This window comes from Bacillus sp. FSL K6-0994 (assembly GCF_038630815.1).
Taxonomy (GTDB): domain Bacteria; phylum Bacillota; class Bacilli; order Bacillales; family Bacillaceae; genus Bacillus; species Bacillus safensis.
This window is the reverse complement of record NZ_CP152043.1, coordinates 848,496-864,084: the sequence shown is the minus strand read 5'-3', so window position 1 is coordinate 864,084 and position 15,589 is coordinate 848,496. Positions and strand designations below refer to the sequence as shown.

The following is a 15,589-nucleotide window of genomic DNA, read 5'->3' as shown; positions in this document are numbered from 1 at the left end:
GGGATGTTATTTAGTATTTAAAGGTGTCTGTAAAAGCTCAATTCCTTTTACAATCTCCTCTTTCGCTTCTTCATCACTTTCCCGTTCAAGGGCTTTTTCCAGCTCTGGAAGCTGCTGATCGTCGCCAATTTTGCCAATTGCCCAGGCAGCCGTTCCTCGAATGACCGGTCTTGGGTCCTTGTGCATCAACTCAATTAACACTGGTAAAGCAGATGCATCTTTAAAATGAGCGAGTGCCAAAATTGCATTCCGCTGAATGGGCTTTTTCCCCCGCCATGAACCTGAAACATGACCGTACTTTTCCTTAAATTCACGATTGCTGATCGTCAGAAGCGGCTTTAACAGCGGCTTCGCAATTTCAGGGTCTGGCTCCATTTCAGGATGCAGATGAAAGTCTTTTCCTTTATTGATTGGGCAGACAGTTTGACACGTATCACACCCGTACAATCGATTCCCTATTTTCGAACGAAACTCATCAGGTAAAAACCCTTTTGTCTGCGTTAAAAATGAAATGCACCGCTGAGAATTCAGCTGCCCTGGATTCACAAGCGCACCCGTTGGACACGAATCCACACATTTATTACAAGTTCCGCACTGGTCTTCAATTTTCTCATCAGGTTCAAACGGAACATTTGTGATCATTTCAGCCAAATACACATAAGATCCAAACTCTGGCGTGATAATCATACAGTTCTTTGCACTAAAACCAATGCCAGCACGTTCTGCTACAGCACGATCAGATAATTCTCCTGTATCCACCATTGATTTTGTCCGTATATCGACATGTTTGCTTCGCAGAAATTCTTCGAGCATATCAAGCTTTTTTTTCAGCACAACATGATAATCTGTTCCCCATGAAGCCCGGCAAAAAATCCCCCGTCTCGCATCCTTTGTACTTCGAGGAGCATCTTTCATTTTGGAAGGATACGCGAGCGCTATCGCAACAATTGATTTGGCCTTCGGAAGCAGCAAAGAAGGGTTTGTCCTTTTTTCAATATCAGGCTCTTCAAAACCTGACAAATACCCTAACGATTCATGTAAGATGAGGCGGTCCTTTAATGAATCAAATGTATCGGCACTTGCAAATCGAATTTTATCGACACCAATTTCTTTCGCATATTGAATCAATTCTTCTTTTAATTCTCCAACATGAATCACCTTGCAAACCTCCTTTCTTTGTTTCTTCTGTTGTTTTCAGTATAATACGAGTGTATCATGACCGATTGGAGTGAGTCACTGTGAAGATACATATGGAAATTTCTCATCCTCAAAACCCGTCTATCCATGTTGGGCAGATTGAATATTCACATATTGAAGTGGGTACATCACCTCAAATGTTAAAAGGCCGCTTACGCTTGTTTCAAGAATCTTTATTTTTTGAATACGAAGATAAAGTCTTAGAAGAAGTACCAGCCATCAAAGAATGGACGGATCTTTTAAAAGACGTTCCTTTCCTTCCACTTCTTTCTAACATCCAAAAGGAACAATTTATTGACTCGACCAATTCCGTACAGGATTTGTCGATATTTTTCTCACTAAAATATTTCTTACCTATCCTGACATTAGATGCCGATCGCATCAAAGGACCGCTTTCACTGGCAAAACATGAGGCTGGTGACATCGAATGGCAGGACAGCGCAGGATTGAATGGATTATTTTCTCAAACAAGTAAAGCACAAATTTCTCAAGACACAAAGAACATTCTTCAAATCATCCTTTTCCCGCCATCTATTTCCCGGGAAAAGAGTGAAGCTCTTATTCAATCCTTGACGAAGATGTTTGTACAAATACATGGCGGAGAAAGCAAATATGAACTCATTGAAAAAGCACTGTAGCCTGACAGTGCTTTTTCACATTATACTGACATAATAAAAAACGCAACACTTCGTTTATCTAAGAAACGAAATACTGCGTTATAAACAAAATTATGTATTGGAGCGGGTGATGAGAATCGAACTCACGACATCAGCTTGGAAGGCTGAGGTTTTACCACTAAACTACACCCGCATCAATCTTTTAAAAGCAACGTCATCGCGTTGACTTTTATTATGTTACAACTTTCTTAACAATTCGTCAAGAGAATATGAAAATTTTTCGTCAAAAAACTTCATATTCTCCGTATATATTACAATAGTTATTTATCTAGCTGGATATAAAATAAGTATGCATGTGACTTATTCTTCAGTGCTTGCTTTGGATTCTCCTCAATCTCTTCAAATATTGTTGAACCCCCGTCTTTCCCCATCGCCGCTGTATACGCAATCAGTGCCTTTCCTCCGGAAGCAACTTTGACAGTTTCAGATTGTGCAGAAAATACATAGTCACTTACTTTGAACGGGAAGCTTGATGTCGCTTTCGTCATCCCATCATTCTTTTTATTTGACCAAATACTAAATTGTGATTCATATGTATCTTTCTCATGATGTAATTGAAGAAGTACATTCACCGTTTGGTCGGTTCCATCCTGGTGTAAAGAAAAGGTAGCAGATGATGCTTCCTTATTCACTAATCGTCCATTTTTGTAATGACTCCCGATAAACGTAATACTCTTATTCTTCTTCGTTAATCCTTTCAGTGTCAGAGCCACCTTTTCATTAGCCGTTGCTGCTTCTAGTAAGTTTTTTTCTTTTTTTGAGAGTTTCATTTGTTCGATGGTTACTTGGTTTTTAGTGGCAGGCTCTGTTTTTATGGTCGAAACCGTCTTCTCGGTTGTCGTGGTTTCTTCGGCCTTCTCGCCGCATCCTGCTAATAGAAAAACTGTGAATAAAAGAATGCTCCATTTTTTAAACATTGTGATCCCCTTTGGTGTTTTTTATTTCCTATTATACTAAAAAAAGGTTAGGAGAATTCTCCTAACCTTTTGCTTTTTTCTGTTTCATGGCTGATAGGAATGCCACAATGAGAAAACTCACAGCAAAAATCACCATCATATAAATAAAAAAGTTAGGCTTGATCTGAAAAGTAAATGCGGACGAGCCTTCCATTTCAAAAGCGAGACTGTTAAATAATAAAGCATCATTCGTTTTTGATTGAAATAAATGATAGAACAGTACGCCGATTGTCAGCATCGGAAAGCCTAAGAATCCGAGAAAACTACCAACTATCGCGCCTTGTTTCATCGCCTGTACGTTCATGATCGTTGTCCTCCCATTCCCCCAAGCAATAGCTGCTTCATAATGGACTTACCATCCCCCATAAACGGAAGAAGATAGAGTAATTGAATAAAATACGTGATTGAAAAAATGAAAAAAGCTGTCGAAACCGGGTTTTCTTTTAGAAATAAAATGGTCACAATGATGCCTGCTGCGCCAATCACACCGGGAACAAGCGGACCAAGCAGCGTAATCCATACCTGCTTTTTCTGAAATGGATCTAATACGGGCCTTACAAACTTCACTGACATCATGTCACTCGCAAAAAAGCCTTGAGGCCCATCCCGCCCTGCAAATTTTCGATGCGCATAGCCATGTGCCGCCTCATGTAAGGCGGTTCCGGTAATTAACCCGAAATAAATAATCGTAAAATAAATCGCAATGGCTGCAATCGACGGATCAGGAATGAATAAAAAAGCGATCCCTGCCATGACCATGAAAAGCATCCAGAAAAAGATGATTTTACGTGTCACCATGAGCAAAGCCGTCCCAAAAATGTGAAGGAACGAGTGACCAGTACAATCAAATCGTTCCTTCATTTTGACTTGATACTGCTTGAAAAATTGACAGCAGGCTGTCACAATCCGATATGGTGAATGATAATGAATAGACAGCAAGTGATGCTGATTCAATCCCATCATCAGCTGATAAAAGTCACGAGCAATCACCGACTCATCGACCTGAAACAAATCGGCGAGCTCTGCGGTAATACTCGCTTCAGTTCTTTTACCGTCCACTTTCGTTAACATATGATAGGCACTTTCATTGATCGGGAGTGTGCTTCCATACTGCGTATCCGTGAGATGCCTCTTTTGTAAGGTCACATACGGCGCTAGTGCCGGTACCCGCTCAATCTTTAGCTTATTGTTAAGAAGTTGAATCATGTGAATACCTCCATGAAAAACCTTTGTATATGGCAAAGATGAGCAGACCCTCAAATGCAGCCATAAGCAGCCACTGAAGCGCTTGACTAGACGCCCCTATGACATAGTTCCCAATAAAAACAATCGGAATCATGAGTAAAATAAGCGCTCCAAATGAAAAAATGCCTGTGTAGGGATTGTTTCGATCTAGAGGAAGTAAGATACCTACCACATAAAAGAGCGCAGTGGCATTGCATAAGACAGCAGCACCAATCAATGCGTGCCAAATCTGATCAGGAAGCGTCAGCGTTGTCAGCATGAATAAAACAATTTGCAGTACACCTACGAGCAGAAGGCCGATAAATTTATATAAAGCCACTTCCCAAGATCTCAGACCAAATGTTTTATACATGCCCAGCATTCGTTTATCATTGCCAAACGAATTGAAGGCTGTTAAACCAGCAAGAGCGCATAGAACAAAAAATGCTTCATCTTCAAAGCGGAATCCAAACTGATAACGGACGAATAAGATCACAATGAGGAGAATAAGAAAGTTTAAAATGTTTTCTTCATTTCGCACCTGTGACTTCATTTCCTTCACAATAAGCGACCACTTCTTTGAAGAAGAGAACGGCAGCTTGTGTAAAAAGGTTAGCGCTTTTTTCTCTGCCATAATCGGCATCATCGCAAGAGAAAGAAATGCCCCGCCTGCCGATAAGAGGATGAACAGAATCAAAATGGCATAATTTACCCCTTCAGGAGGCATTCCTTGTGCCGCTAAGAAAAACGGTGCTGTCAAATACATCAAATGATAATCAAACTGAATATATGATTGCTGAATTTGACTAATATCAAAATGCGTCAATCCATACGCCACGACCAGTGCCAATAAAACAAATATCGCTGCAAATTTTTGCAACGGTAATTTTAATTTCAAAACGAGTAAATAAGTGATATTGTAAATAAACTGGAGCAACATTAAGACAAAAAGCGACTGCAAAAGCACCATCAAAAAGAAAGTGAAGATAAAAAAAATACCAATTCCCTGGGCAATAAAATTAGGTAAAAGCAGAATGCCGATAAAAAATAAAACAAGCCCTGCCACCACTGTCACCATCGGAATGAAGTATCCAAAACTTTTCTGAAAGGTAGAGAGCGGGAACCAGCTGAGCTGCATAGAAAACCGGTCTTGTTCAGGTGTTCTGACCTTGATCAAAACGAATAACAAGCTTGTAAATATAGAAGCATTGATCGCCATTGACACGACGAGTAATCCAAGTGAACGTTCATCTCCATTTAAGAAAGCCTTCATAAAGACACCTGTAAAGCTGTATCCGATAATGGCTCCCATTGTGACGGCAAACAAAAAGAATAAGACCACAATGATCCGCTTCGTTTGAGTATCAAAGAGCTTATACATCTCCTGCTGCCACATTTTAAGCATCATTTTAGAAATGATTAATGATTTCATCAAAATGTGCACCCCTATCACTTAACATTGAAGCTTTCAGAAACACCTGTTCCAGTGTGCTTGATTGATACTTCTCCTTTAAGGCTGAGACCGTTCCTTCATCCATTTTATTTCCTTTAGAAATAATGGCGATTTTGTGGCACAGCTCTTCCGCTGAAAGCATATCATGCGTTGAAAGCAAGATCGCACCATGGTGCTCGGCATACCGCTTCATCAGTTTCTTTGTGTTTATAACCGCTTCAATATCAAGTCCTCTAAAGGGCTCATCCATGATCACCAATTGACTATCAAGCATAAATGCAGCAATCAGCTGTGTCTTTTTTTTCATCCCATGTGAATAGGTTTCGATCGGTCTTGATAAAGCCGAGTCCATATCAAACAGTTCAATTAGTTGATTTCTTCTATGAATTGTTTTACATTCATACATAGAAGAAACAAAATCTAAATATTCAGCACCAGTCAATGCTTCAGGGAGCAGCAGGTCATCTGGAACATAGGCTACTTGTTTTTTAAAGGATGGTTCATCATTTGTGACGTCCTGCAAGTGAACCCTTCCTTCTGTATGCTTAATAATGCCGAGTATACAGTTAATCATCGTTGTTTTACCCGAACCATTCGGTCCAGCAACAGCAACGATTTGATGAGGGTCGATCTTTAAATGAAAATCATTGACAGCAGTCACGTTATTTTTATACGTCTTGGTTAAATTCTCGATCGTAAACATATAACCTCCAAGTGTCTGCATATTCTTTAAAAACAGATCAGGCTAAACCGCCCGCCACAGACGGTTTAGCCCTGGTGTCTTATCTAAGAAGCAAAAAGATGAATCCTAAGTATAGCTACTTACATTCAATTTGGACTTTTAAGCCACTTTCCCACTGAACGGCTCCTGTAAAGCTGCCCTTGCCGTTTGCGATACACCAAACTGCTGCTCCTAGAACGACTGTTGCTCCCAATCCAAGAAGGACAGCAACAAATACTAAGAACCAAGCTTGGTCCATAATAGCAGGTTCCATAGTGGAATAGTCAACTTGCGGCGCTGCATAAGTCATACTTTTCACCTCCCAGCTTATGATGATCGTATCATAGGCGTCACACGCCAAACATCTACAGAACATCCCATTTTTGACCGAACATACATTTGATTAAAATGTGACTTTTTATTCAATTATTCACTTCCATCTGTTTAAACCCTCTCTTATTCACTAGATTTTGACACCCCATAAGAACCACAAAACCCATTTAATGTCATTTTCGCCATCTTTTTTCTTCTTTTTTTCAAATAGTCCATATTTATCATCTATCATATTTATTCTTTCCTTTTTGTGAGATAGAAAGAATTCCCCCGAGATATCAGATATAAAAGTCCTGATTATATGTCGCAATAATGCCAATTATGAAATATTTACTGATCATTCCGATAAAAGAGTGAGCACATTTTCCTTCTTCTCTTGACTCTAAAAATATGTATATACAAGAAAATCGATTGGGAAAAAAGCCCTTACCTTGTTCAGCACTACACAACAAATGACTCGCCTATTCTATGAAAAAAGCAAAGCAGCCATGGCAGACTGCTTTGCTTTTTCAAATTTATGAGGAACTAGCAGCAGAGGCTGCATCTGGAAAATGATTGTTCCCAATGATTTCACCGGCTGGCACAGAGAGTCCTGTATCCCCAGATCTCTTAAATGGAAGGAGAGGGAAAACAAGCTCTGCTAAATAATAAGCTTCTTCTAGGTGCGGGTATCCAGAAAATATAAATGTATCAATGCCTAGAGACTGGTATTCTATGATACGATCTGCTACTGTTTGCGGATCTCCGACGAGTGCTGTTCCTGCACCGCCGCGTACTAAACCAATGCCTGCCCAAAGATTTGGGCTGATTTCAAGTTTGTCTTTCCTCCCTTGGTGCAATTCCACCATTCGTCTTTGACCTACTGAGTCCATCCTCTGTAACACTTTTTGCGCTTCATCAATGGTTTTTTGATCTAAATGACGAATCAGATGTTCCGCTGCCTGCCATGCCTCCTCTTCGGTATCTCTCACAATCACATGAAGACGAATGCCAAACTTCACCGTTCTTCCTTCCTTTTCAGCCTGCTTCTTCACTTGTGTAATTTTCTCTTTCACTTGTGCAGGCGGTTCGCCCCAAGTTAAATAAACATCTGTATGCTTGGCGGCTGCTTGAATTCCTGCTGCTGATGATCCGCCAAAAAAGACTGGTGGATGGGGGGTTTGAGCTGGTGGGAATAACAGCCGGCCATTTTCTGCTTGTAGATGTTTGCCATGAAATTGTACATTTTCTCCTTTCAATAACCGCTTCCAAATCGTCAAAAACTCTTCTGTTGCCTCATAGCGTTCATCATGAGAAATGAACAGCCCATCTCCTTCAAGCTCCTCTTTACTTCCCCCTGCTACCACATTAATCAGCAGTCTCCCGCCTGAAAGACGATCTAATGTAGACGTCATTCTAGCAGCAACAGACGGCTGCATCAGCCCTGGTCTAAGAGCCACGAGAAACTTTAAATGAGTGGTTTCCGCAGCTAAAGCAGCTGCCGTCAGCCATGGATCTTCACAGGATCTCCCAGTAGGCAGCAAGACCCCTGTATAACCAAGCTGATCAGCTGCTTGAGCAATCTGTTTAAAATATGGATAGTCTGCCTGTCTTGCCCCTTTCGCTGATCCTAAATAACGGCCGTCTCCATGCGTTGGAATAAACCATAAAATATTCATGACATCGCCCCCTGTTATTATTCACCTTGATAACTAGTGCGCCACTTGAGCAGACGCTTTTCTAACAGACGTACAAATGAATCTGTCAGCTTACCTACTACTGCAAAGATGATAATTCCTACAAACACTTTATCCGTTTGAGAGAATTGCCTTGCATCCATAATCATATAGCCGACCCCGCTGCTTGAACCCATCAACTCAGCTACCACTAAACCAAGCCAAGCAATTCCTAATGACAGCCTCACGCCCAGAAGAATATGAGGAAGAGCAGCCGGTAAAATCAGCTTTGTGATGCTTTGATACACATTAAACTCTAAGACGCGAGCCACATCAAACAGCTTATTGTCTACACTGCGAATACCTAGAAACGTATTAATATAAATCGGAAAAAAAGCCCCAAGTGCAATCAATAAAATTTTCGCTGTTTCATCAAAACCAAACCAGAGGATGAATAAAGGAGTGACCGCTAAATGTGGAACGGTTCTCAGCATTTGCAAGGTCGGATCTACATACTGCTCTGTTTTTTTAGAAAACCCTACGCATACGCCCAGCAAAAGACCTAAACCTCCCCCAAGTAAAAATCCACATATCGCTCGATAAATGCTGATGTATAGATGGCCAAACAGTTCACCAGAACGAAATAAATCTCGAAAAGATTCTGCAATCAAGACAGGCGCTGGAAGTACAGTGGAAGAAACAATTTGAGAACCAGCTATGATCTGCCAAACCGCAATAAGTAGAACAGGTAATACCAGTCCCTTTAACTTATATAAAGAAGAAGCTTTTCTCCTTTTTTTCTTTGCCCGCTCGATTTTAGATGCTAAAGCCGGATTCGATACAGCTTTCATTCATCCATCTCCTCTTTCAGCATTTTTTCAATAAACGAATTATCTACAACCTGATTAACATCAATTTTCCGCTGGATCGCCTTTTTTTTGTATTGAAAATCAGCGGTATGCTGCTGGGCATTGATGATCTTCTTAGAAATGGGCTTATTGAGTGGCTCCGTATTGTTTAATACTTGTGTGACAACCTTCTTATCTAAATTTTTTAAACGCGCATATAGAGTAACAGCCTCTTCTGGATGTGATTTCTGCCACTTCACCGCATGGTCATATACCTTTAAGAATTTCACCACTAGTTCAGGATGCTGAACAGCAAACTGAGTTCGAACAAGTGTGAAACCTGGAGAATATAAATCGGTCGCTTCCCCATTCACCAGCAGCTTTGCTCCTTTCTTTATCGTTTCAAGTGATAAGAACGGCTCCCAGATCGACCAAGCATCAACGGACCCATTTTCAAATGCTGATATCGCTTCATCTGGCTGAAGCTGAATGATCTGAACATCCTTCGCAGATAAACCTGCCTGATCTAATACTTTGTATAAAAAGTCAAAGCCGCTGCTCCCTTTAGCGACAGCAATTTTTTTCCCTTTTAAGTCTTCTACTTTTTGAATCTCACTGTTCTTATTCACTAAAATACCGTTCGCTTTCAGCCCATCCTGAGATAAACCAATTTCCTTAAAATCAATACCAGCTGCCTGACCTGCTATAACAGGTGAGTTTCCAACTTGCGTGAAATCTAATTGATTTGCAGCAAGTCCTTCAAATTGGGGAGGTCCACTTTGAAACTCCACCCACTTTACCTTCACTCCTTCTTTTTCAAATGATTGTTCAAACCACCCCTTTTCCTTTGCTAAAAGCAGCGGGCTCAAACTTTGCTGAATTCCAATCCTAATTTCTTTCACCTTGTTTTCCGAGCCGTCTGCTGCTTGATCACACCCTGCTAAAACAAGCAGCAGACTCAAAAAGATAACGATCATTTGTTTCTTTTTCATGCGATTTCCCCTCCCTAAATCCCTAAGCCATCGGTTAGTAACAATTCATCTGTTTTCTCAAATTCTGAAAGCACCTTTTGTCTTAAGCTTTGAAAAGCGGTTGACGTTCTATCACGCGGAAAAGGCAGGTTCACAGGAAGAATCTTATGGATTCGGCCAGGTCTCGCTTGCATTAGCACAATTTCATTTCCTAAATAAATCGATTCATCAATATCATGAGTTACGAGCATCATCGTTGTTTTTTTCTCCTGCCAAATGTCCAGCAGCACATCCTGCAAGTGCTTTCGTGTGAATGCATCCAGCGCACCAAATGGTTCATCAAGCAATAAGATCTCCGGATCACGAAGGAGTGCTCTCGCAATGGCAACCCGTTGTGACATTCCTCCTGAAAGCTCATGTGGATAAGCATGTTCAAATCCTTTTAATCGAACAATTTCAATCAATTCATCCACTTTGCGGCGTACATCCTGTTGTTTTAAATTGAAATTGGCCGCTATGTTTTCTTCAACCGTCAGCCATGGAAACAGGCGGTGTTCCTGAAAGATAAAGCCCTGTTTCATTCCTGGTTCTGTGATCCGTCTGCCTCCTATCAAAATTTGCCCATCATACGCTGTGTCGAGGCCGCTTATGATCTTTAGCAATGTACTTTTCCCACATCCGCTCGGACCTATCACTGTCACAAATTCACCGGGAATAATGCTCAATCTTAAGTCTTCAAGTACCCGAATGGTCTGTTTGTCTTTCCAAAAGGATTTATCCACAATATCAATTGAAATCGTCATTGAAACCTCCACTCCTCTTACGATCAGATAAATACACAGAAAGGCCCTTATCCCAAAAAAGAGATAAGAGCCTTCGTGTTGTCCGATCAGCTAATCATATTGATTTGTTAGCACCATCCTAAATCATATTAATCCCATAAATCAACTCAAATTTATAAAATGGTTATTTTGTCCTTGTATGCTTTTCATCAATCCGATCGTAAATCGCTTCTATTCGTTCCTTGTTACTGTAAATCTCATATTTGTTCCGCTCAATCAAGATATCGAGTGTCAGATCCATATGTTTTCTGTATTTTTTTCGTTTTTTCTTTTTTTCCATCTTCTTCATCCTTTCTCATTCAAATAAAAAAAGGCTCTTCACTCATATTTGAGTGATAGAGCCTTCGGTTGACCGATCAGCCATTCTTGTTCGTGTTTTCAGTATGCTCATGTTAATACACACTATTCCTACCTGTCAACTATATTTATTGTTTTTTCAGATTTATCTAAAAAATGATTGACCGAGCAGGGAACAAGATTTATAGTCTTATTAAATATTTCTTATCAAAACAGTTGGTTTTATCTAACAAAAGGAGGATACACACATGTCAGAAGAACGTCCATTTCGTTTAGAAACAAAAGCCATTCACGCAGGTCAGGAGCTTGATTCAGCGACCTATTCAAGAGCCGTGCCTATTTACCAAACGAGCTCATTTGGTTTTAGAGACAGTGAGCATGCAGCGAATTTATTTGGTCTTCAGGAACCGGGAAATATTTATTCACGTATTATGAACCCTACAAATGACGTATTTGAAAAGCGTATCGCTGAGCTTGAAGGTGGAATTGGTGCACTTGCTGTTTCTTCTGGACAAGCAGCGACGACTTATTCTATTTTAAACATCGCAGGAGCCGGAGATGAAATCGTTTCCTCAAGCAGTCTTTATGGCGGCACCTACAATTTATTTGCCCATACACTCAAAAAACTCGGAATTACTGTAAAATTTGTCGATTCATCCAACCTTGAAGAACTCGAAGCAGCGATCACTGACAAAACAAAGGCAGTTTATGCAGAGAGCATTGGGAATCCAAAAGGCGACATTTTACATATTGAAGCCATCTCAGCCATTGCACACAAGCATCATATCCCGCTTATTGTTGACAATACACTCGCCAGCCCTTATTTATTAAGACCTATTGAATTCGGTGCAGACATTGTCGTCCACTCAGCGACGAAATTTATTGGCGGTCATGGTACATCAATTGGCGGCGTCATCGTTGATAGCGGCCGATTCCCTTGGGCTGACAGCGATAAGTTTAAAGGGCTGACTGAACCAGATCCAAGCTATCACGGGCTGACCTATACAGAAGCAATTGGAGAAGCGGCTTATATCACAAAAGCACGAGTACAGCTATTACGTGATTTAGGGGCAGCTCTGTCGCCATTCAACTCATTTTTACTTCTGCAGGGCTTAGAAACATTACACCTTCGTCTTGAGCGGCATAGTGAAAATGCATTGAAAACAGCACAATTCTTACAGGATCACCCTCTTGTCGATTGGGTAAGCTATCCAGGTCTTGAAAGTCACGAATCATATGAGCTTGCTCAAACCTATTTACCAAAAGGACAAGGCGCGATCCTCACATTCGGTATTAAAGGTGGACGCGAAGCAGGTAAAAAGCTCATTGATTCTGTCCAGCTTTTCTCCCATCTCGCAAACGTGGGTGATTCTAAATCCCTCATCATTCACCCTGCCAGCACAACGCATCAGCAATTAAGCGAGGCAGAACAAAAAGCGACAGGTGTCACACCAGAGCTCATTCGTTTATCTGTTGGAACAGAAGCGATTGAAGATATTCTTGAAGATCTTGAACAGGCGATGAAAAAAAGTCAGTCTGAATGACAATGACATAGAAAAAAGCACACGGCCGTGTGCTTTTTTATTGTTTATTAATGATTGAGTAATCGAATGTCTTGGAAAGGATAAAATACAAATGAGGTAGTTCCTTGAATATCACGCTTTGTAAAAAGACCTAAGCCGTTGCGGCTGTCCATTGAATTTTGGCGGTTGTCCCCCATGACAAAGTACTTTCCTTTTGGAACAGTCAAAGGGCCAAAATCAGGTGTCAGCAAGGTGCCATCTGCAGCTGCTTTCTTTTTGTTTGACGCTAAGTAAGGCTCCGCCACTTTTTTTCCATTAACATATAGCTGATCATTTTTCATTTCAATTTTATCACCAGGTAAACCAATCAATCGTTTGACATAATGAGTGCTGCGGTCTTCCCCATCAAGAACAATGATCTGTCCCCGTTTATAATCACCGAAATAATCAACCGTTTTATTCACAAACACCCGCTCTGTGTCTTGCAGTGTTGGTTTCATAGAAGTCCCTTTCACAATATACGGTGCGAATAAAAAGTTCCGAATGATAAAAACAGCAATAAATGCGATTAAGATGGCTTTGATCCAGCCCCATAATTCTGATTTCTTTTTTTGTGTTTTTGTATTTGTTGTCATAAGCTCCTCCTGAATTCCCCAAGGACGAAATGTGTGTCACCAGCTGCCAGCCGGCGTCACGCTTGTTTCTCCCTAAATATAAACATATTTTGCCAACAAATCAAGCGAAGAGAGAGAAAAAGGCAAGCACCTTTCTGTGCTTGCCCAAAACTCAGTTAGTTAGCAGAAGAATCCGCTTCTTTTTCTTTGTTTGCTTTACCATAGAAATAATCCGATGGATTCACTGGTTTGAAATCAGATAACTTATGGAATCGAAGTAGATCCCTATAGAGCACTTTATCTGAAAGACTTAACTGATTATCAACACGGGCTTTAATCGCCTCTGTCTTTTTATTTTGTTTCACCACTTTACCTGTTTTCGTATCATAAACGGTATTATCGACAAGTGTGTATTTCGGTGTCACATAGTTTCCATTACGGAAGGCAACAGTCTCATCATGCTTTTTAGAGAATAGGTCTGTTCCAAAATTCACGAATTCATTTGAATCGATACCTTGTAAGTGAAGAAGTGTTGGCATAACGTCGACTTCACCACCATACGTATGGTTCACGCCGCCCTTCTTACCAGGAATACGAATCATGAGCGGAACACGCTGGTTTTGTGCATTTTGATAAGGAGTGATTTCTTTCCCTTGAATTTCACTCATTGCACGGTTATGGTTCTCAGAAATACCGTTATGGTCACCATATAATAAAATGACTGAGTCTTTATACATACCTGATTTTTTCAAGTCTTTGAAGAATTGCTCTAATGACTCATCTAAATATCTTGCTGTTTGGAAATAGTTATCGACTGTTTTATCGCCAGTTGTTGCCTTAGCGATTGTCGCATCTTTTTCATCTAAATTAAATGGATAGTGATTTGTCAGTGTCATTAAATGTGCATAAAATGGCTTTTTCATTGATTCTAGCATTGGAATTGATTCTTTGAAGAACGGTTTATCCTTCAGACCCATATTCACAAGGTTTTCTTCATCCATGTTGTAATAGGAAGCATCAAAGAATTGATCAATTCCCATATGTTTATAAATCGTGTCACGGTTCCAGAAAGATTTATAGTCCCCGTGAAGCACTGCACTCGTATAGCCTGCTTTTTGATCTAGGATGGCAGGTAGTGATTGGAAGGTATTTTCACCCTTTGTCACAAATGCTGCTCCCTCTGGCAAGCCAAACATACTATTATCCATCATCAGCTCAGCATCTGATGTCTTCCCTTGACCAGTCTGATGGAAGAAGTTATCGAAATACGTAAAGTCGTCTTTCCCATGAGCCAGCTTGTTTAAGAATGGAGTCACTTCTTCTCCATTTAATTTGTAGTCGATTAAGAAAGACTGAAAGCTTTCTAAATGAATTTTAATAATGTTTTTGCCTTTTGCTTTCCCAAAATACTCTGCATTTGGCTTCGCATAGTGAGAAGACGTATAGTTCACAACATCCGTTAAATCTTCACTGCTTGCATTGGCTACCTGTGTTGCGTTTTGTGCTGCTTGTACCCCGTCATAAATCGTATAGTTATAAACACCTAAGTATTTGACAACATACTTATGATCAAAGGTTCTCGTTAATAATTCTGGACGATCCTTTTCAGCCAAATGAAGGTTTACAAAGAACAGGCCAATACCTGCAGCTACAATCAGCAGTGCAAACGTCTTTTTCATTTGGAACTTCTTCACTTCTGGTCTCCAAATGACAATCGCAATCAAGATGATAATATCAAGGAAGTATAAAAGGTCATGCGGCTTAATGCTTGCTAACACACCGCCAGTCATGCCTCCCCCAAGATTTCCTGCCTGCTTCATTGTTGAGAAAGTCAAAAAGTCATCAAAGAAACGGTAATACGCTACATTTGCATATAAAAGTGCGGTCATAATAAAATCAATAACAATTAAAACAATGGCAGATTTACGCCCCTTCAAAAAGAGAGCAAGTCCAAAAAACACGATGGCTGAACTAAATGGATTCAATAAGAGAAGCCCCTCTTGAAAAGAACCTTTTACTCCTAAATTAAAGTCCATTTTGTAGGCTGTGTACGATTTTGCCCAGAATAAAAGGACAGCCAAAACAAAAAAGCTATATTTGTTTGCAAATATTTTTTTCATAAAACCTCTTCTTTCTTATCATCGTTCTGATATAAATGAAATCATAAAAAATTTACATTCATTTTGCAAATGTAAATCTTCTTCGCCAAGCATGCCGATGCTCTGTCTCCGCCGGATACATGCGCTCCTTTAATATAACGAATGAGAAGCATCATAAG

16 protein-coding genes and 1 tRNA gene are annotated in these 15,589 nt (G+C 40.3%); 2 read left to right on the top strand and 15 right to left on the bottom strand.

Annotated features, from left to right (window positions below; genetic code table 11):
* Positions 1 to 6: 6 nt before the first annotated feature.
* On the bottom strand, positions 7 to 1,155 hold the full coding sequence (gene queG / locus MHB69_RS04420; RefSeq protein WP_075623684.1) for a tRNA epoxyqueuosine(34) reductase QueG: 1,149 nt from the start codon (positions 1,153 to 1,155) through the stop codon (positions 7 to 9).
* 83 nt (positions 1,156 to 1,238) lie between these two features.
* On the opposite strand from queG, the gene MHB69_RS04415 reads away from it, so the two are divergent.
* Positions 1,239 to 1,835: a hypothetical protein gene (locus tag MHB69_RS04415; protein WP_241770685.1), complete on the top strand. Its 597-nt coding sequence runs from the start codon at positions 1,239 to 1,241 to the stop codon at positions 1,833 to 1,835.
* 98 nt (positions 1,836 to 1,933) lie between these two features.
* Here the strand turns inward: MHB69_RS04415 and MHB69_RS04410 are convergent.
* The 12 genes from MHB69_RS04410 to MHB69_RS04355 all read right to left on the bottom strand — a co-directional run bounded on the left by MHB69_RS04410 (position 1,934) and on the right by MHB69_RS04355 (position 11,157).
* Positions 1,934 to 2,007 (bottom strand) — tRNA-Gly (locus MHB69_RS04410).
* 127 nt (positions 2,008 to 2,134) lie between these two features.
* Entirely contained in the window at positions 2,135 to 2,791 is a 657-nt protein-coding gene (locus MHB69_RS04405) for a hypothetical protein (protein WP_120207532.1), read from the bottom strand.
* Between the two features lie 61 nt (positions 2,792 to 2,852).
* A complete protein-coding gene (locus tag MHB69_RS04400; RefSeq protein WP_024425332.1) occupies positions 2,853 to 3,134 on the bottom strand; it encodes a hypothetical protein in 282 nt (93 codons plus the stop codon).
* Positions 3,131 to 4,036 (bottom strand): PqqD family protein, encoded by a 906-nt coding sequence (locus MHB69_RS04395; RefSeq protein WP_025093297.1) that lies wholly within the window; start codon positions 4,034 to 4,036, stop codon positions 3,131 to 3,133. Before MHB69_RS04395 ends, MHB69_RS04400 begins: the two co-directional genes overlap by 4 nt.
* Entirely contained in the window at positions 4,020 to 5,486 is a 1,467-nt protein-coding gene (locus tag MHB69_RS04390) for a hypothetical protein (RefSeq protein WP_034282304.1), read from the bottom strand. The genes MHB69_RS04395 and MHB69_RS04390 overlap by 17 nt, the downstream gene beginning before the upstream one ends.
* Positions 5,464 to 6,210 carry an ABC transporter ATP-binding protein gene (locus MHB69_RS04385; RefSeq protein ID WP_024427412.1) on the bottom strand — a complete coding sequence of 249 codons (747 nt, stop codon included), beginning with the start codon at positions 6,208 to 6,210 and terminating at the stop codon, positions 5,464 to 5,466. The genes MHB69_RS04390 and MHB69_RS04385 overlap by 23 nt, the downstream gene beginning before the upstream one ends.
* Before the next feature lie 115 nt (positions 6,211 to 6,325).
* Positions 6,326 to 6,538: a hypothetical protein gene (locus tag MHB69_RS04380; protein ID WP_012009371.1), complete on the bottom strand. Its 213-nt coding sequence runs from the start codon at positions 6,536 to 6,538 to the stop codon at positions 6,326 to 6,328.
* 538 nt (positions 6,539 to 7,076) lie between these two features.
* Positions 7,077 to 8,219: an FMNH2-dependent alkanesulfonate monooxygenase gene (ssuD, locus tag MHB69_RS04375; protein ID WP_342496039.1), complete on the bottom strand. Its 1,143-nt coding sequence runs from the start codon at positions 8,217 to 8,219 to the stop codon at positions 7,077 to 7,079.
* Between the two features lie 17 nt (positions 8,220 to 8,236).
* A complete protein-coding gene (locus MHB69_RS04370; protein WP_342489886.1) occupies positions 8,237 to 9,067 on the bottom strand; it encodes an ABC transporter permease in 831 nt (276 codons plus the stop codon).
* Complete coding sequence (locus MHB69_RS04365) at positions 9,064 to 10,056, bottom strand: aliphatic sulfonate ABC transporter substrate-binding protein (RefSeq protein WP_342496038.1); 993 nt, start codon at positions 10,054 to 10,056, stop codon at positions 9,064 to 9,066. Before MHB69_RS04365 ends, MHB69_RS04370 begins: the two co-directional genes overlap by 4 nt.
* 14 nt (positions 10,057 to 10,070) lie before the next feature.
* Positions 10,071 to 10,838 (bottom strand): ABC transporter ATP-binding protein, encoded by a 768-nt coding sequence (locus tag MHB69_RS04360; protein ID WP_024427408.1) that lies wholly within the window; start codon positions 10,836 to 10,838, stop codon positions 10,071 to 10,073.
* 163 nt (positions 10,839 to 11,001) lie between these two features.
* On the bottom strand, positions 11,002 to 11,157 hold the full coding sequence (locus MHB69_RS04355; protein ID WP_029707817.1) for an FbpB family small basic protein: 156 nt from the start codon (positions 11,155 to 11,157) through the stop codon (positions 11,002 to 11,004).
* Between the two features lie 265 nt (positions 11,158 to 11,422).
* On the opposite strand from MHB69_RS04355, the gene MHB69_RS04350 reads away from it, so the two are divergent.
* The gene (locus MHB69_RS04350; protein WP_061109582.1) at positions 11,423 to 12,718 is read left to right on the top strand and encodes a homocysteine synthase; all 1,296 of its coding nucleotides are present in this window, start codon (positions 11,423 to 11,425) and stop codon (positions 12,716 to 12,718) included.
* Positions 12,719 to 12,765: 47 nt separating this feature from the next.
* Here the strand turns inward: MHB69_RS04350 and lepB are convergent, their stop codons facing one another.
* Together lepB and MHB69_RS04340 are read right to left on the bottom strand one after the other, a co-directional pair.
* Positions 12,766 to 13,332 carry a signal peptidase I gene (gene lepB / locus MHB69_RS04345; RefSeq protein ID WP_081124139.1) on the bottom strand — a complete coding sequence of 189 codons (567 nt, stop codon included), beginning with the start codon at positions 13,330 to 13,332 and terminating at the stop codon, positions 12,766 to 12,768.
* Between the two features lie 155 nt (positions 13,333 to 13,487).
* Complete coding sequence (locus MHB69_RS04340) at positions 13,488 to 15,431, bottom strand: LTA synthase family protein (protein ID WP_024427404.1); 1,944 nt, start codon at positions 15,429 to 15,431, stop codon at positions 13,488 to 13,490.
* Positions 15,432 to 15,589 lie beyond the last annotated feature (158 nt).